Origin of the sequence: Nodosilinea sp. AN01ver1 (assembly GCF_050565655.1) — a bacterium.
Classification (GTDB): domain Bacteria; phylum Cyanobacteriota; class Cyanobacteriia; order Phormidesmidales; family Phormidesmidaceae; genus Nodosilinea.
In genome coordinates this window covers 45,133-61,972 of the sequence record NZ_JBNXVS010000007.1, presented here as the reverse complement: position 1 = coordinate 61,972, position 16,840 = coordinate 45,133, and the positions used below count along the sequence as shown (strand labels likewise).

General features: G+C 58.3%; 11 protein-coding genes and 1 tRNA gene. 6 read left to right on the top strand and 6 right to left on the bottom strand.

The genetic code is table 11. The annotated features are described in order from the left end of the window. Window positions 1-46 precede the first annotated feature (46 nt). Window positions 47-118, bottom strand: a tRNA-Val gene (locus ACQ4N7_RS08310). Between the two features lie 54 nt (window positions 119-172). Next, entirely contained in the window at window positions 173-646 is a 474-nt protein-coding gene (locus ACQ4N7_RS08305; protein WP_430711144.1) for a hypothetical protein, read from the bottom strand. A 378-nt stretch (window positions 647-1,024) separates the two neighbouring features. Between ACQ4N7_RS08305 and hetZ the strand changes: the two genes are divergently transcribed. The 5 genes from hetZ (at window position 1,025) to ACQ4N7_RS08280 (ending at window position 7,862) form a co-directional block, all read left to right on the top strand. Beyond that, complete coding sequence (gene hetZ / locus ACQ4N7_RS08300; RefSeq protein WP_430711143.1) at window positions 1,025-2,131, top strand: heterocyst differentiation protein HetZ; 1,107 nt, start codon at window positions 1,025-1,027, stop codon at window positions 2,129-2,131. 40 nt (window positions 2,132-2,171) lie between these two features. Beyond that, window positions 2,172-3,152, top strand: a complete 981-nt coding sequence (locus ACQ4N7_RS08295; RefSeq protein ID WP_430711142.1) for a hypothetical protein — start codon at window positions 2,172-2,174, stop codon at window positions 3,150-3,152. Between the two features lie 67 nt (window positions 3,153-3,219). Then, on the top strand, window positions 3,220-5,508 hold the full coding sequence (locus ACQ4N7_RS08290; protein WP_430711141.1) for a transglutaminase TgpA family protein: 2,289 nt from the start codon (window positions 3,220-3,222) through the stop codon (window positions 5,506-5,508). A 251-nt stretch (window positions 5,509-5,759) separates the two neighbouring features. After that, entirely contained in the window at window positions 5,760-6,947 is a 1,188-nt protein-coding gene (locus ACQ4N7_RS08285; protein ID WP_430711240.1) for an aspartate aminotransferase family protein, read from the top strand. Window positions 6,948-7,091: 144 nt separating this feature from the next. Then, window positions 7,092-7,862, top strand: a complete 771-nt coding sequence (locus tag ACQ4N7_RS08280; RefSeq protein ID WP_430711140.1) for an SDR family oxidoreductase — start codon at window positions 7,092-7,094, stop codon at window positions 7,860-7,862. 252 nt (window positions 7,863-8,114) lie between these two features. On the opposite strand, the gene ACQ4N7_RS08275 is transcribed toward ACQ4N7_RS08280, so the two are convergent. Together ACQ4N7_RS08275 and ACQ4N7_RS08270 are read right to left on the bottom strand one after the other, a co-directional pair. Beyond that, window positions 8,115-8,663 (bottom strand): type IV pilin-like G/H family protein, encoded by a 549-nt coding sequence (locus tag ACQ4N7_RS08275; RefSeq protein ID WP_430711139.1) that lies wholly within the window; start codon window positions 8,661-8,663, stop codon window positions 8,115-8,117. Window positions 8,664-8,755: 92 nt separating this feature from the next. Next, window positions 8,756-11,227, bottom strand: coding sequence for an O-antigen ligase family protein (locus tag ACQ4N7_RS08270; RefSeq protein ID WP_430711138.1), 2,472 nt, complete (start codon window positions 11,225-11,227; stop codon window positions 8,756-8,758). 316 nt (window positions 11,228-11,543) lie between these two features. Between ACQ4N7_RS08270 and ACQ4N7_RS08265 the strand changes: the two genes are divergently transcribed. Further along, entirely contained in the window at window positions 11,544-12,353 is an 810-nt protein-coding gene (locus tag ACQ4N7_RS08265; RefSeq protein ID WP_430711137.1) for a hypothetical protein, read from the top strand. Window positions 12,354-12,527: 174 nt separating this feature from the next. On the opposite strand, the gene ACQ4N7_RS08260 is transcribed toward ACQ4N7_RS08265, so the two are convergent. After that, complete coding sequence (locus ACQ4N7_RS08260) at window positions 12,528-13,052, bottom strand: peptidylprolyl isomerase (protein WP_430711136.1); 525 nt, start codon at window positions 13,050-13,052, stop codon at window positions 12,528-12,530. A 677-nt stretch (window positions 13,053-13,729) separates the two neighbouring features. Then, window positions 13,730-16,729, bottom strand: a complete 3,000-nt coding sequence (gene pruA, locus ACQ4N7_RS08255; RefSeq protein WP_430711135.1) for an L-glutamate gamma-semialdehyde dehydrogenase — start codon at window positions 16,727-16,729, stop codon at window positions 13,730-13,732. Between the last annotated feature and the right edge of the window lie 111 nt (window positions 16,730-16,840).

Below are 16,840 nucleotides of genomic sequence, written 5' to 3'. Positions count from 1 at the left end.
GCCTTCAGGGCTTCTAAATCAAGGGGCTCAGAGGTTTTAGGTTGTATGGGCGATACTGGTTTCGAACCAGTGACCTCTTCCGTGTGAAGGAAGCGCGCTACCACTGTGCTAATCGCCCTTGGGCTTTATAAGATAGCATATCGCCTGAACCACTGCTGCGAAAATTCTCTGGCTAGGCCATATCTGGGGGAACGGCACTACTCTGCTGGGCCTGCTGAAGCTGAGCCTGAATCAGGGCCTGCACATCCTGGCGGCGAATTTCTATGCCCTGGCCAATTTGACCAGGGGTTTCAAAAAAGATCAGGCTGTCGATGGGCTGCATGGCCAGGAGCTGAAACAGAATGTGCACCACGGGTACCGGCAGGGCCATCACCTGGGGGTCTTTAATGGTGGCCTGACCGGTGGCGGCATCTTGCAGGGTGGGGTAGGCGTAAACAATATTTTTTTGGGTGTTGGGCTGGTTGCGGTTGCTGAGGGTGGTCATCATCCAGCCCTGCTCTAGGGTTTGCAGCACGTAGTATTGCTCGTGTTTGAGTTGGCCTGCGATCGCCTTCAAGGTCGGCGCAATGGTGGTAATAGCGTTGGCCGTGACCCCATCGTTAGGGGCGCTTTGCTGGAGAGAGGCAATTTGGGCGTCAAGATCCATAGGGGGTACCGAGTAATTTTTGTGGGCTAGCCTTGAGCTAAACCCTGGGGCTGAACCGGCGAAGCTGGGGACAATAGCCTGTCGTTACGCCCGATCTAGCATCACTTTAGCGCAGGGGGGTGTGTGGCCCTGCATCCATAAAATTACGGACAGATGCTAGACTGCTGAGTAGCTTGTAACCCTAGGCCATTAATCTACCCAGTCCGAACTTTTTGGGCATAGTTAAGTCTATATATTTGGGCTAGCTAAAGGCGATCGCCCATTCCAGGGTTGCAGCGGGCGCATCCACCATGTCAGTAAATACCTGAATATCGCTTCACGGGTTTGTGTAGCTTTTTGAGGATAGCCAGATTGAGTCAGGGTATCTGTGCATTGAGTGTGGATTCGCTTAGTCAGCTTTTCTGCCAAGAGTTAAAGACGGGGACTGGTGCTTCAGAAACCGCGTGCCGGGCTATGGCTGAGCGTCTGGCCGAGGAGGTGCAGCGCATTTGCAATGAGAGCGATCGCATTCAGGCATCAGGCGATGTCGAAGCCTGGGCCCGATCGCTGGGCAAGCATCGGCTCGACCAGTGTATTAAATACTACGCGCTGGGGTCGCGGCAGGGCAGAGTGGAGCTGCACAGCACCCTCAGCGCCATTGTCTACCGCTACATCACGCCACCCCAGGTGCAGACCAGCTACCAGGCTCGGCTAGCGCTGATTGAAGACTTTCTGCAGGGCTTTTACGTCGAGGCGCTGAATGCCTTTCGGCGCGAAAACCAGCTGGGCGATCGCTACCAGCCTCGCACGCTGCTAGAGCTAGCCGAGTTCATGGCCTTCTCAGAACGCTACGGCAAGCGGCGCATACCGCTGCCCGGTCGGCGCAGCCAGCAGCTGATTATTCTGCGGGCTCAGACCTTCTCCAAGCAGCAGCCCCCCGAAGTAGCGATCGATATCGAGCAGGCCACCGACTACGGCGGCGAGGGCGACGATGTGCGCCCGGCGGCCTCCCACCAGCGGGTGCGCGAAGAAATGATCGCCCAGGCCGACGAGCTGCCCGAAAATTCGCTGCGGGGGCGGGTGGTCGAAGAGCTGCTGGCCTACCTCAAAGAGCGCAACCAGGATGAGTGCGCCGACTACTTTACCCTGCGGCTGCTCGACCTGCCCACCCAGGAGATTGAGTCGCTGCTCAACCTCACGCCGCGCCAGCGCGACTACCTGCAGCAGCGGTTTAAGTACCACCTGCTGCGCTTTGCCCTCTCCCACCACTGGGAACTGGTGCACGAGTGGCTCGAGGCTGGCCTGGAGACCAACCTGGGGCTCACCGCTCAGCAGTGGCAGCAGCTGCAGAACAGCCTGAGCGCCAAGCAGAACAAGCTGTTGAACCTCAAACAGCAGGGCATAGCCGACGGCGAAGCGGCTAAAATTTTGGGCATGACCACCACCCAGTTCCAAAAGCAGTGGACTAAGCTGCTAGAGCACGCCTGGGAGATTCGTAACGTTTAGTCACCTCCCAAACATCCATCCGGACAGACGACAGCAGGCCATGAATAGAGATTCAGATATCCCCGAAGACCTCTTGCTAAAGCTTTTGCTGGAGCCACTTGCGGCGGACGACTCACCATCAGGAACTCGCTTTTCCTCAGCCGCTAACGCTGAGTCGGTTGAGCCCGAGAGCTTACCTGCTCCCCCGCTCTACCCTGGTTACGAATCTACCCCAGCGGCTTCAACTGATAATGCGAGCAACGCCACGTATAACCCTGTCTTTGACTCTGGAGACCTATCCACTGTGCAACCCCATTTTGAAGCCCTTTTGAAGCGCCGCCTGCGGCAAGAAATTACCCACCGTCCGCCCCTATTTCCCTGGGAGAAGGGGCTACAGGACTACCCCGACACCCTGCAGTCTGGTGCCGCCTCTATTTGGTTAGACCACCTCAAAAACCTTTCGGTTCCCGGTGGTGTGCCAGAAGACGTACTGGCCAACCTGCTCAACCAGTGCCAGCAGGTTACTGACGACCTGCACCAGACCGGCCGTCGGCTGGTGGCTGCCGTAGAGTCACTGTTTCCTAATCAGCCTCAAACCCTGGAGTACATTGCGGGGCTGGTGGCGCGGCCGGCCTATCGATCGGCTCAAACCGAGACCCTGGCTCAGGTCGACTACGCTAGCGCCTCGACCCAGCAGCAGGTGGCGCTGGCCATGCTGGCCGCTCAAAGCATCTTTGAGGCCCTATCGCTGACGGTATCTGAGGTCGACTCCACTCAGGAGCAAACCTGGTTGACCGCCGCTGGCCTCTTGAGCGTACAGGCCACCTACAGCAACTCTCAGCTGGAGGTTAGAGCGGTGCTGCCAGCGGGCGGCAGCCTGGTCTTGACGAGCCTGGATGAAACCGCTGGATCTGAGCGCTCTACCCCTGGCGAACTGGTGCTGCGGTTAGTGACTCACCCCGGTGCCCTGCATCGGCTCGACGTCAGTTTGGCTCAGTCCCAGGGGTTGCCCCTGAGCTTCCAGGTAATGATTGCCGACTAGCTAAGGGGCTCTGGGCAGGGGCTGGCCCAGCGGTTAGCATGGAGTCGGCCCTACCCCGGTTATGTCTATGGTCGCTTCGCGCTGGCTGGCCTCTTCTCCTTTAGCCAGGCCTATTCCCCCGGACGAAATTGAAGACTCGCGGCTGCTGCGGGTACTGGTGCAGACGCTGGTGACCCTGGGCATTTGCTCGGTGGTGGTAGCGGCGGCGGGAGTAACGGCGGCCTCGTGGTGGAACCTGCTGGCTATTCCCCTCAGTGCGGTGGGGGCCGCCTTTAGCTGGCAGCGGCGGCGCGATCGCAACATTGCAATCAAGTTTTTCATCGCCATCGGCATGCTGATGGCCCTGGCCGCCTTCTTTGCCCGCCTGGTCGAAGAGCCAGGCGATACCCGCATTGTGCTGGCGGAGCTGTTGGTGCAGCTGCAGGTGCTGCACAGCTTTGACCTGCCCCGCCGCAAAGACCTGGGCTACTCAATGATGATTGGCCTAATTTTGCTTGGGGTGGCCGCCACCATCAGCCAAACCCTGGCCTTTGCGCCGCTGCTGCTGCTGTTTTTGGCGGTGGCGATTCCGGTGCTGGGGCTTGACTATCAGTCGCGGCTGGGGCTGGGGTCTACAACCTGGGCCGGGGGCAAGCTGCGGCCTACCCTGGGGCGACTGGCGGCGATCTTGGCGCTGGTGGTGGGCCTGGGGCTGCTCATTTTCCTGTTTTTGCCCCGGCTGCCGGGGTACCAGATTCAGAACTTTCCGGTCAGTTCGGTAATCGACACGCCGGGCGACTTCTCCGGGGAAGATATTCTCAACTCGGCCTACCGCAATAACCAGGGCGACGACGGCGAGGGGTTTGGCGAGGGGGCAGGCACGATTCAGGGCCAGGGCAAGTCCACTGGCCCCGGCGTGGTCGATACCGTTTCTTACTACGGCTTTAACCAGCGCATGAACCAAAACCTGCGCGGCACCATGACGCCCCAGGTGGTGATGCGGGTCAGGTCGCAGGCTCCAGGCTTTTGGCGGGTGCTGGCCTTTGATACCTACACGGGCCAGGGCTGGGATATTTCCCGCAACGACGATACTCAGACCTTGCAGCGATCGCGGTTCTCGGCCCAGACCTTTTTGCCCATGGAACCCACCCTGGCCCGCCATCGGGAGGTGGTGCAGACCTACACCCTGGTCAGCGAGCTGCCCAACCTGATTCCGGCCATGTACCAGGCCAAGGAGCTGTACTTTCCCACTCGCGAGGTGGCCATTGATGCCGAGGGCAGCCTCCGATCGCCCGTGATCTTGCAGGAGGGCATGACCTACTCGGCGGTGTCGCGGGTGCCCTACCGCGATCGCACCCAGCTGCGCGCCGCCGGTACCCAGTATCCCCCCGGCATTCGCTCCCACTATTTGCAGGTGCCCGAGGAGATTCTGGAGCCAGTGCGGGCCAAAACCGAAGAACTGCTGGCCACCTCCCCCACCCCCCTCACCGACAACTACGAAAAGACCCTCTACCTGACCCAGGCCCTCAAGCAGCGCTACACCATTCAGCCTGAACTGCCCTTTTTCAACCCCGACCAGGACCTGGTGGAAAGCTTCCTGTTCAGCACCGCAGGCGGTTACCCCGACCACTTCTCTACGGTGCTGACCATCATGCTGCGATCGATCGACATCCCGGCCCGACTGGTGGCCGGGTTTGGCGAAGGCGACTTTAACCCCTTCACCGGGTTCTACGTGGTGCGCAACACCGACGCCTACGCCATCACCGAGGTGTACTTTCCCCAGCACGGCTGGTTTGGCTTCGACCCCATCCCCGGCCACGAGCTGATTCCGCCCAGCCTGAAAGAGTACGAGGCCTTTAGCCTGGTGCGGCAATTCTGGAACTGGCTGGCTGGCTGGCTGCCCTCGCCCCTGGTTGGTCTGGTTGACGGTCTGATCACCTTGCTCAGCGATGGTATCGCCTACCTGGTGCGCAGCTTCAACGCGCTGCTAAATCTGGGCTGGATCGGCATTATGCTCGGCATCGCCCTGGCCACTGCCCTGGGGTTTGTCGCCTGGCTGGTCTTTTTGGCTTTGCGCCGAGGCTGGCGCTACCGACGACTGCGCCAGCTTCCTCCCACCGAGCGGCTATATCAACAAATGCTGACCTGGTTTGCCCACCAGGGCCTCGGCAAAACCCCCGCCGAAACCCCCATTGAGTATGGCCAGCGCCTCTACCAGCAGACCAAGGCCCAGAGCGCCCAGGCCGCCAACGAAATTACCCACGCCTACGTGCGCTGGCGCTACGGCGGCGAGCCCCAAAACCTCGACTACTTGGGTAAAAAATTGCAGATTATTCGGCAGAGCGGCCGCTCTCGTCAGCCGCTAATGCGGCGCTAATCCACTCCAGATGATTCTTGATTTTCCTGGGGTTTCCGCTATGCTCGATCCATTAGCAAGAGTAGGTGAAGTAGGTGTGTAGGTGATCAGCAGAATTTCTAGTCACCCGCCCACTCACCCACTCGCCTACCCGCCTACCCACCCACTCCTCTGCCGTGATCCTCAAAACCCTCGTCAAAAACTCCCTCAAATCGTTTAGCACCTCGGCCAGCGATGCCGCCTTTTCGCCAGCCCAGTTTGACACTGACGTAATGACCACCTATGGGCGCTTCCCGATCGCGCTGACCAAAGGACGAGGCAGCTTTGTCTGGGACAATCAGGGTCGTCGCTACCTCGACTTTGTAGCGGGGATTGCCACCTGCACCCTGGGCCACGCCCACCCGGCCATGGTGGAGACCGTCAGCAAGCAGATTCAAACTCTGCACCACGTTTCCAACCTTTACTACATCCCGGAACAGGGGGCGCTGGCCCACTGGCTAGTTGAGCATTCCTGCTGCGATCGCGCCTTTTTCTGCAACTCCGGAGCCGAGGCCAACGAGGGGGCGATCAAGCTAGCCCGCAAGTACGCCCACACCCAGCGGGGCATCAATAACCCCTTGATTATCACGGCCAAGGCGAGCTTCCACGGTCGCACCCTGGCCACCGTTACCGCTACGGGCCAGCCCAAATACCAAAAAAACTTTGACCCGCTCATGCCGGGGTTTGCCTACGTACCCTACAACGACCTGGCGGCCTTGGAGTCGCTGGTGGCAGAGCTGGATGCCGAAACCCCTCAAGTTGCCGCCATTATGCTCGAAGCCCTCCAGGGCGAAGGGGGCGTCTGCCCCGGCGAGGCCGCCTACTTCCAGCGCATTCGCCAGCTCTGCGACGAAAAGGGCATTCTACTGATTCTCGACGAGGTGCAGGTGGGCATGGGGCGTACCGGCACCCTCTGGGGGTTCGAGAATCTGGGCATTGAGCCCGACATCTTCACCTCCGCCAAGGGGTTGGGTGGCGGCATTCCGATTGGGGCGCTGCTGTGTAAAGCTTTCTGCGCAGTATTCGAGCCGGGCGATCACGCCAGCACCTTTGGCGGCAACCCCTTCGCCTGCAAAGTGGGCCTGACGGTATGCGAGACGCTGGAGTCTGAGAATCTGCTGGGCAATGTCAAGCTGCGCGGCGAGCAGCTGCGCTTTGGCCTGCAGCGGCTGGTGCAGCAGTATCCGGCCCTGCTAGAACAGGTGCGCGGCTGGGGCCTGATCAACGGCCTGGTGCTGCAAGCCGACTCCACCATTAAGTCGGTAGACATTGTTAAAGCCGCTATGAATGAAGGCTTGCTGCTGGTGCCCGCCGGGCCGCAGGTAGTGCGCTTTGTGCCACCGCTTAACGTCAGTGCTGATGAGGTGCATCAAGCGCTAACGGCGGTGGAAAAGGCGCTAGGGGTTGTTGTGAAGCCGTAACAGATCTAGACGACGATTCCGCTGAGGTGCCCCAAGGGGGCAGGCCGCGCTGCCCGGCCTACGCCCGCGCTGCAATTCTCTGGCTGAGCCTTTAAAGTGATCAGATGCTGTTTGCATTTGCTGATTTGATCTGGGGCTAGTGCTATGAAATCGTTAAACCAAAAACCTGCCGCGATCGTGACTGGAGGGGCGCAAGGCATTGGTTTAGGCATCACCAAGCATCTGCTACTGCAAGGGTGGCGGGTTGCCATTGCCGACATCAACGAAGCGTCAGGAGCTGCAGCTCAGACTGCCCTGGCCCAGTTTCAAGACTCTTTCTTCTTTGTCCCCTGTGATGTGGCTAATGAGGGCAATGTGGAGTATTTTGTTCAGGTCGTTATCGACCAATTTGGCGCTCTCAATGGCTTAGTCAACAACGCTGGTATTGCCAACCCTCACAGCGGCCCGATTGAAGACCTGGCCCTGGCCGACTGGAACCAGTGGATCGGCACAAACCTGACGGGCTGCTTTTTGCTGGCCAAACATACGGTCGCGCACCTGCGGCAGACCCAGGGCGCGATCGTCAACATTGCCTCTTCCCGCGCCTTTCAGTCAGAACCCCACTCCGAGGCCTACGCCGCTTCTAAGGGAGGCATTGTTGCGCTCACCCATGCGCTGGCCATCAGCCTCGGCCCAGAGGTGCGGGCCAACTGCATTAGCCCCGGCTGGATTGATGTGACCGCTTGGCAGCACCCCCCGCAAGACGCTAACCTTCGCCCAGTAGACCAGGCTCAACACCCAGTTGGGCGGGTTGGTCAACCCGAGGATGTAGCCGAGATGACTCACTTTTTGCTGTCTAATGCCGCAGGCTTTATTACTGGGCAAACCATTGTCATTGATGGTGGCATGACTCGAAAAATGATTTACGCAGAGTAAGCGACTAATACAAAATCCGATTTGGTAAACCCCAATTTATATTAAAAACCCGTAGGGGCGCAGCATACAGTGCAAGGCCCCTACAAATTACAGGTGTTCGTTCAGGACTTGGTATTACAGTGTAATGCCTCTACAAATCGAGGATATGCAGACAAGGTTGAGGTACATAAAAAACTAAGAGCAGCTACTCAAAAATGGGTAGCTGCTCTTGGTTTATTGATAAGAAATATAAGTCAAGCGTTAGCTAATGACCTAGAGTTTCTTCCAGGTGGTGGGGGTGCAACTGGTAGCGTTCTGGCTAGTAGTTGCACTGAATGAGGCAACAGCACCAGTGCTAGCGGGAGTGTTAGCAGCAGTAGATTCACACAGGATTGCAATGGTAGTAGCTTCCTGAGTTGCGCTACCTGAATTTAGCTGAGTAGCACCGACGTAGCTCTTCAGAGCAGTATCAACGTTGCTAGCAAAGGCCAGGGCACCAAAGGGTCCCACACTACCAGAAGGAATAGTGTAGTTGTAGTAGGTGGTTGAGGAAGGAATACCAATAGCCAGTTCTACAAAACCAGGAGCAAACGTGGGGTTTTCTAGACGGTAGGCTTGCTGACCACGGTTCATAGAACCAACGTAGGTTTTAGCTTCAGACTGACGAGCTTTGTTGGCCTGGTTGAGGAAAGAAGGCAGCGCGATCGCAGCCAGAATACCGATGATGATAATAACAACCAGAAGTTCAATCAGGGTGAAGCCGCCTTCTTCTTTTTTGGCAATCAGGTGCTTCAGCAGGTTGGCTTTGAGAGAGGTTTTCATAGGTGTATGTCTCCTTGAGGGTAGGCGGTAGAGGTGTTATTTGCGCCTGGGTCTAACTTACCCACTTGCTCTCGCCCAGCGATCACACCCTCTCAAAAAAGTTTTTCGGCTGGCACAGGCGGAGGAACAATTTCAAAGCCGTTGTTGACTGCACTGGGTAGATTGAGCTGCTCTGCTTGCCGTGTTTCTACGGTTTGGTCTAGGGCAACAAATTCTCTAGGAAAGTCTAAGAACAAGCCCAGTAAATCTGGTATTACCCACCGATCCACGCTGTCGAGGGGGGCGATGAAGTTGATGTCTTGGGCGTAGCGGTTGCGGTAGGTGAGGCCTAGCAGACTGCGCCCCGTGCGCTGAATGGGGGTGCCAAACGCCGTTAGCCACGATCGCAGGTCTCGATACTCAGCTAGCGACTCGGCTAACTGGGCTTGCTCCGCTGGCGGCAGGTTGGCTTGTTCGAAATAGGGTTGGGCAAACTCGTCAGGCTGTAGCCAGGCTCGCAGCAGCAGTAGGCCCTGGTCCTGGGGCGCTTGGTCAAGGGCCTGATTGACAATCTCTAAAGCCGCTTCAGGATTTTGATCGGTTGTCAGTAGGGCCTGAGTGATCGGCCTCAGCATCTGTGGCGCTAGCGCTAGCTGGGGTCGCTGGTACCACCATCGCACCAGAGTGGTTTGCTCGTAGTAGGTGGCATATCCAGGAGTGTCTGGCGGCATAGCCTCCAGCACGGCTTGATGCTGATCGAGGGCTTGGTCTAGTACGGGGTCTTGAAGCGATGCCAACGGTGCCTGTTGCCACAGAGGCAGGGTTAGAAACTCTGGGTTGCCCACGCCTTCAAGGCTAAAGGCGGTTACAGCTGCCTCGGTCTGTCCCTGCGCCAGGTATGTTTGCCCCAGTAAGTAACGGCTCAAGCTGGTGTTTCTGGGCAACAGCTGCACTGCCCGCTGGCTATACACCTGAGCTGCCGCCGGGTCTTGGGGCCGCAAGAGAACCGCTAGATTGTAGTTGAACCAGGCATCGTTGGGAGCGATCGCCACGGCGGCATAGAGATTGGCCAGGGTATCTTGGCGCGCCGCCGATTGTTCTGCGGGGGGCACCAGAGGCAGCAGCCCATAGATCTCCTGCCCCAGTAGAGCGTGGTAGGTTGGATCCCAAGACACTAGGGCAGCGGCGGATGAGAAGTGCTGCAGCGAGTCAGCCACATTTCCCTGCTTGGCCTGGTGCAGGGCGCGATCGCCGTGCCAAAAGCCCAGGTCTGCCATCAGCCACAGGTAGCCGGCCATTACCAGCCAGGCCAACAGTCCCAGGCTTAGGTAGCGACGGGTGGCCCCGCCTAAAGGCTCAGGCTGAGGCAGTTCGGCTTGATTGGCAAGATGCAGCAGCACTCCCACCAGCGCCACCAGCGCCATAGAAATACCAATATTTTCGAGTTGCCAGTCGGTCAGGCTGGAGATTCCGTAGGCTAAAAAGCCGCCGCCCACCCCATAGAGCAACCAGCGATTGGTCTCGTCCTCAATCCTGCGGTGCAGGTGCAGCCACAGTCTGACCATTAACACCAGCCACAGTAGGTAGACCCCCAGCCCCAACAGCCCCATTTCGCCCAAGAGCTGAGACGGCGTGCTGTGCAACTGCTGAGAATGATCGAGCCCCAGGCCAGCTTCGATGGGGCGATAGAGGTTGGATACGCGGCTCATTACCCCTGGGCCAACGCCAACCAGGGGGCGATCGCGCAAAATGTTGGCCGCGACTTTGGCCAAAAAGTAGCGATCGAGCAATGGCCCATCCTGCACCACAAAGCCCGATGGGTCGGCAAGATTGAAACTGCCAAGCAAACTGCGCACGCGGGAGTTGCTGAGTGCCACAACCACAATTACAGCTAGCCCCAGCCCGCCCAGTGCCAGACGCCGAGGTCTACCTTTCGCCGTTGAACCAACAACAAAAGCAGCTGTGGCAATTAGCAGCCACACCAAAATGCCCAATAGAGCACCCCGCGATCCGCTGACGTAGAGCGCGATTCCGGTTAAAAGCGTAGCTGCTACGGCCAGCCACCGCAGCCAACCTCTAAACGCCATGGCGCAGCCCAGCACAAAGGGCAAAGCCAGGGCAAAGTAGCCGCCAACAAAGTTGTGGTGGCCAAAGGGCATGGCGTTGCGCAGAGCTTGATAAAATTCGTTGTCGATGGCAGACTCAGCCCCCGGTCGCCACAGTGCTAGGGAGATAACGGCTGTGCCCAAAAAACTGCCTGCGATCGCCGCAGCTAGATAGGTCGTTTTAACCTGGGTCTGCTTCACCCAGTTAACGCCGCCGTAGAGCGCAAAAAAGTAGAATGAGGCCAAAACGACGTTCCATAGAGCAACGGTTTTGAAGTCGCTGGCCAGGCTGCAAATGATCAGGCTGAGGCCCGTCGCCGCCACCGCCCAGTCCAGTCCGTAGCCCAGGGGACGAAAAGGTCGATCGAGCTGACGCAGTTGACGGATTAGCCAAACCGCGATCGCCAAAAATCCGGCCTGCCAGACGAGGGCCCAGGGCCACCCCACCATGCGCAGGTAGCTGTGGGGCAGCCAGGTCATCCCTACCACGGCAATCCCGCCCCAGACACCCAGCCAATGCCCCTGCGAGGTTCTACCTAAAGCCTCACTTATAATTCTATTTGCAGCAGGTTGAGGAGAAGAATCTTGAGACATAGACGATGCCAGTATGGTGCAATAGCCTGGGAAAAAGGTCGTTTGACAGCCCACGTTGGTTCTGTGCAGACGCTCTCTGGATGCGATCGCCCTAAAGGGCCGGTCGTCGACCATCGCCATCGGTGTGGGTAGACTTATTCTAGAACCACCCCCAAAACAGTTACCTGCGCTATAGGTTTCTTACGCTTAACTCAAGACACCGATGCCGTTATCTCTGAGCACTCCCCATCGCCCCCTGCACCGAACTAAGCGTCTGTTAGTTTGGGCAGTACCTGTCGTGCTGATATTGGGCTTGGTGCCCCTACAGCGGCAGCGACTAGCAGCGCTTCAAGACCGCACCGCTGCCGACCAGAGCCTTGAGCAACAAGATCAGGCTACTGCGGCGACCCTGGCGCTAGCACAAAAAATGCCCGCCTTTGGGTTCAATAATTTGGTAGCTGACTGGTTTTTTTTGCGGTTTTTGCAGTACTTTGGCGACGATGTAGCGCGGGCCGAAACAGGCTACAGCTTGAGTCCAGAGTTCTTTCGGGTCATCATCCCCAACGACCCGTACTATCGAATGTTTTATCTGTTTCTGTCGGGCAGCACCAGCAACTTTGCGGCTAAACCAGAGCAAAGCGTGGCCCTGATTGCCCAGGGGCTAGAGCAGCTCAGCCCCACCCTACCCGAGGATGGGTTCTACATCTGGCGCTATCGCGGTGTAGACGAATTGTTGTATTTAGGCGATGCCGAAGCGGCCCAAAAGTCCTACCGCATAGCCGCCGACTGGGCCAGGCAGTCGTCTCACCCAGACGCCCCATACATTGCCGAAAACTCTCAGCGGACGGCTGATTTTCTAGCCCGTAACCCACTCAGCAAGCAGGCCCAGGTCAACGCCTGGGCCAGCGTCTTGGGGAGCGCCTTTGACGATGCTACCCGCCAGCGGGCCATTGATCGCATTAAAGAACTTGGCGGCAGCGTCTTCATCAATGAAGCTGGCGAGATCAGCATTCAGTTTCCGCCCGACGACTAAGGCTGGGGCATATAGCTGTCATCATCAGCGTCAAGACTTCATTCTGCCATTCCCGTAGAAACGGGAATCTATGCTCGAGAGCTTGCTCCAGCGGTAGATTCCCGCGCAGGCGGGAATGACGACATGAGGCACCTGCGCGAGAATGACGACGCGGGCTGGCGGAGCCTCGCTGCCCTAGAGCTGGCCGCAGTCGGCAATGACGACGGGCTCAGAAGTTTGGCCGCTGCGGCTACCCACCTGCTCCATAGCGCTAACTACATCCATGCCTTCGACCACGCTGCCGAAGACCACATGCTTGCCGTCGAGCCAAGGGGTGGCCACCGTGGTGAGAAAGAACTGCGACCCGTTGGTGTTGGGGCCAGCATTGGCCATGCTCAGCAGACCGGGGGTCGTGTGCTTGAGGGTGAAGTTTTCGTCAGCAAACTTCATGCCGTAGATCGACTCGCCGCCAGTGCCGTTGCCGCGGGTAAAGTCGCCCCCCTGACACATAAACTCGGGAATAATGCGGTGAAAGCTAGAGCCCTTGAAGTGCAGCGGTACGCCGGAGGTGCCCATGCCTTTCTCGCCAGTGCACAGGGCGCGGAAGTTTTCGGCGGTTTTGGGGGCGACATCGGCCCGCAGCTCCATGACGATGCGGCCAGCGGGGGTGCCGCCGATGGTGATATCAAAAAATACTCTGGGATTGGTTGCTTCAGTCATAAATCACTCTCTTAGTGCAAGACGCAGGGGTTGACCTCTGCCATTAACCCATAGATTGGCCAAGGTGAACATATCTCTATAGAAGCGAACAGAGGAGTGTTTCATAGGATCTGTGGAATGCTTTGCCGGGTTGGCAGTCAAATTTGCTCAATCCACGGCTTACGCCATTAGGCGCAGAGTTTCGTATTTCTGAGCAGCGTGAAATAAATGAGGGAAATATTTTTTTAGACCCAGTAAATTCAGGATTTGGAGCATGCGGAAGTATCTACTGATTGCTATTGTCTTTGCTTTTCTTCCCAGCCAGGCGTTGGCTGGCATATCTTGCCGAGGGGATCATCGGCGTGGAGCATCTGCCTACTTCTCTTCCCCTATTGGGCGAGTTTCTTTGAATTCCCAAGATTTAGACTTAACTCGTGGTACCTACACCTTAGATAAAATCTGCAAAGATAGTGGAAATGTTTCGTTGCTATATATGAGACAAGATGATACCAGGGATTTTTACTACCTGGTGCTAACCTCAGAAGTATTGAACTTCATCAATAGTTTGCCTGAAGACCGCTAAGAACCGGACATTCTCAGCAGGTCCCCTTCCAAGCTCTTGGTTTACAGAGTTAACCGTTTTTTCTAATGAACGAAAGCTCCAGGGTGCTCTGTGTACCCTGGAGCTTTTACTGGATTTAATCGACTCCTTCGATTGGGGCAAAGCCCTGGCGCTGGACGTTTTCGCTAACGTGGCGAGGCTCTAGGAATTGCAGCAGGTAGTCGGGGCCACCCGCCTTGGAGCCGACGCCCGACATTTTGAAGCCACCGAAGGGCTGTCGCGACACGATCGCCCCGGTAATCCCCCGATTAATGTACAAGTTGCCCACGGCAAACTCGTTCTGCACTCGCTCAATGTGGGAGGGGGTGCGGGAGTAGAGGCCACCCGTCAGCCCGTAGTCGGTATCGTTGGCGATGCGCAGCGCTTCGTCAAAGTCCTGGGCTTTGATCACCGCCAGCACCGGGCCAAAGATTTCTTCTTGGGCAATAACCGCATCAGGCTTCACATCGGTAAACACCGTGGGGCCAACGAAGTAGCCCTCGGCGGGGGCGGGCATCGCCAGGGCCAGGGTGGCTTCGACCCTGCCCTTTTCGATGTACTCCTTAATTTTGGCCTGGGCGTTGGCGTCGATGACGGGGCCAACCTTGGTGCTGGGCTTCACCGCTTCGCCCACATTAAGGGAGCGGGTGGCCTCGATTAGGCGGTGCACAAAGGTGTCGTGCACCGAGGCGACCACCACGACGCGAGAGCAGGCCGAACACTTCTGGCCGCTGTAGCCAAAGGCGGAATAGACCACGCCCTGTACGGCCTGATCCAAATCGGCGCTTTCGTCGATGATAATGGCATTTTTGCCGCCCATTTCAGCGATCACCTGTTTCAGGTGCCGCTGGCCGGGTCGCCACTGGGCCGCCTCGGCGTAGATGCGGCAGCCCACCTCGCGGGAGCCGGTGAAGGCAATCAGGTGCACGTCGGGGTGGTTGACCAGGTGTGCCCCGACGGTGGAACCGCGCGCGGGCAGATACTGAAACACGCCGGGGGGCATGCCCGCCTCGATCAAAATTTCGGCGATCTTGGCGGCGATCACGGCGGAGTTTTCGGCGGGTTTGAGGATGGTGCAGTTGCCGGTGACCAGGGCGGCGACGGTCATGCCCGTCGCGATCGCCAGCGGGAAGTTCCAGGGCGAGATTACCACCGCAATACCGCGCGGAAAGTAGCGGTAGCGGTTGGTTTCGCCGGGGTAGTCGTAGGCGTACCCGGCGTCGAGCCGCTCCATTTCGTCGGCGTAGTAGCGGCAGAAGTCGATCGCCTCCGAGACTTCGGGGTCGGCCTGACCCAGGGGTTTGCCGACTTCGTACACCATCCAGGCATTCAGTTCGTGGCGGCGCGCTTCCATCAGCTCGGCAGCGCGGCGCAGAATGGCCCCCCGCTCCTTGGCCGGGGTAGCAGCCCAGGCGGGGAAGGCGGCTTTTGCCGCTGCGATCGCCGCATCGGCCTGCGCCTGGCTGGCCAGCCCCAGTTTGCCGACCAGTTCCGCTGGCTTCGACGGGTTCACCGAGTCGGCGGTGGCCTCGGTATCGACTGCTGTGCCGTTGATGATGGGGTTATAGCGCTGGCCCAGCTGGGCATGAACTGTCTTGAGCGCTTCGGCGGCTTCAGAACGCTTGGTGGCTACGGCAAAGTCGGTATCTGGCGCGTTGGGAAAGGGCACGGCGTAGTCTTTGACTGCTGTTGCCGCTTGGTCGGCGGCGGCAAACTCCGGGGCCGCCAGCAGGGTTTCGACCGCCACATCTTCCTGGTTTTGGCGCAGGAAGGAGCTGTTGGCGGTGTTTTCGAGCAGGCGACGGATCAGGTACGACATGCCCGGAATCAGTTCGCCAAACGGGGTGTAGACCCGCACCCGGTAGCCTTTGTCGGCCAGGGTTTTGGCCAGCTTGTCGGCCATGCCGTAGAGCACCTGCAGCTCAATATTGCGCTTGGGGATATTCAGCGCTTCGGCGATCGCCATCGCGTAGGCCTGCGACCTGACGTTGTGGCTACCAATCGCGGCATAGAGATACTGGTAGTTCTCCAGCAGCAGCCGGGTCATGCGCTCGAAGTTGGCGTCGGTCGAGACCTTCTCGCTGTAGACCGGGCTGGGCCAGTCGCTTTGCCGCGCGGTAATGGTTTCTTGATCCCAGTAGGCCCCTTTGACCAGGCGCACGGTGACCGGAGTGCCCCGGTTTTTGGCCCACAGCACCAGATCTTTGAGGTCGCTGTAGCTGTCGCGCAGGTAGGCTTGCAGGGTGACGCCCAGGTCATCGCGCTGACGAAACTCGGCCTCCATCAAAATGTCTTTGAGAATCGCCAGGGTGAGGGCTTTATAGCGGTACTGCTCCATATCGAAGTGAACGGCGACTCCCAGCTCCTGGGCGCGGCGCAGCAGGGTGCGAATGCGATCGCTCACCTTGGCCCGGCTGCCCTCGGCATCCAGCGGGTCAAACTGGGAGTAAAAGGCCGTGAGCTTAACAGAAACCTGCACTTTGGCCAGTTCCTTGCCGTCGGCCACATCGATCGCATCCACGGTCTTCCAAGTTTTGGCTGCCGCCGCCAGCTGCTCCATCAGGTCTAGATAGCGCTGCAGGTAGGCCTGGGCCTCTGCCTCGGTGATCACCGCTTCACCGAGCAAATCCATGGTGAAGGTGAGCTTGTCTTTGCGCATGCGCTCGATCGCCTTGATCGCCTGGTCCATCTTCTCGCCCGAGATGTAGCGATAGGCCAGGGTTTCCACGGCGGGCGCAACGGTGGTAGCAGCTAGCTTGCCGGGGGCTGAGTCGGGGTCGGTGAAGTTAAGCAGCCCCTTAAGCACACCGGGTAGCTCAACTTCCTCGGCAGACAGGTATTCCTGCAGGTGGCGGGCAATTTCGGGCTTGCTGCGCAGGGCGGGCAGAGCGTCGATAAAGCGAAACAGCTGCACCTTGAGGCCAGGGTTGGCCATGGCGAAGTCCATAATCTTGTCGTCCCAGCGCATCTGGTCGCGCATTTGGGCGAAGAGGTTTTTCTTCTCGCGGGTAGCCCCGAGCAGGGCCGTGGCGATCGCAAGGGTCTTAGCTTCGTACTGATGCGCGTCGGTCTGAGGCTGAATGGCTGGGGCTACCACGGTGATTTCTCCTTATTCCCTACCTCCTATCTTGAGCGAAAAAAAGCGCTGTAGGGTCACCGCGTCATGATACTTTTCCCGCTTAGAGGCAAATGTCCAGCGCCCTATGAT

Bases quoted from the DNA above. Each gene is read 5' to 3' on its own strand.
- ACQ4N7_RS08305 (WP_430711144.1), bottom strand. From the start codon at position 646: ATGGATCTTGACGCCCAAATTGCCTCTCTCCAGCAAAGCGCCCCTAAC.
- ACQ4N7_RS08295 (WP_430711142.1), top strand. From the start codon at position 2,172: ATGAATAGAGATTCAGATATCCCCGAAGACCTCTTGCTAAAGCTTTTG.
- ACQ4N7_RS08290 (WP_430711141.1), top strand. From the start codon at position 3,220: ATGGTCGCTTCGCGCTGGCTGGCCTCTTCTCCTTTAGCCAGGCCTATT.
- ACQ4N7_RS08285 (WP_430711240.1), top strand. From the start codon at position 5,760: ATGACCACCTATGGGCGCTTCCCGATCGCGCTGACCAAAGGACGAGGC.
- ACQ4N7_RS08280 (WP_430711140.1), top strand. From the start codon at position 7,092: ATGAAATCGTTAAACCAAAAACCTGCCGCGATCGTGACTGGAGGGGCG.
- ACQ4N7_RS08275 (WP_430711139.1), bottom strand. From the start codon at position 8,663: ATGAAAACCTCTCTCAAAGCCAACCTGCTGAAGCACCTGATTGCCAAA.
- ACQ4N7_RS08270 (WP_430711138.1), bottom strand. From the start codon at position 11,227: ATGACCTGGCTGCCCCACAGCTACCTGCGCATGGTGGGGTGGCCCTGG.
- ACQ4N7_RS08265 (WP_430711137.1), top strand. From the start codon at position 11,544: ATGCCGTTATCTCTGAGCACTCCCCATCGCCCCCTGCACCGAACTAAG.
- ACQ4N7_RS08260 (WP_430711136.1), bottom strand. From the start codon at position 13,052: ATGACTGAAGCAACCAATCCCAGAGTATTTTTTGATATCACCATCGGC.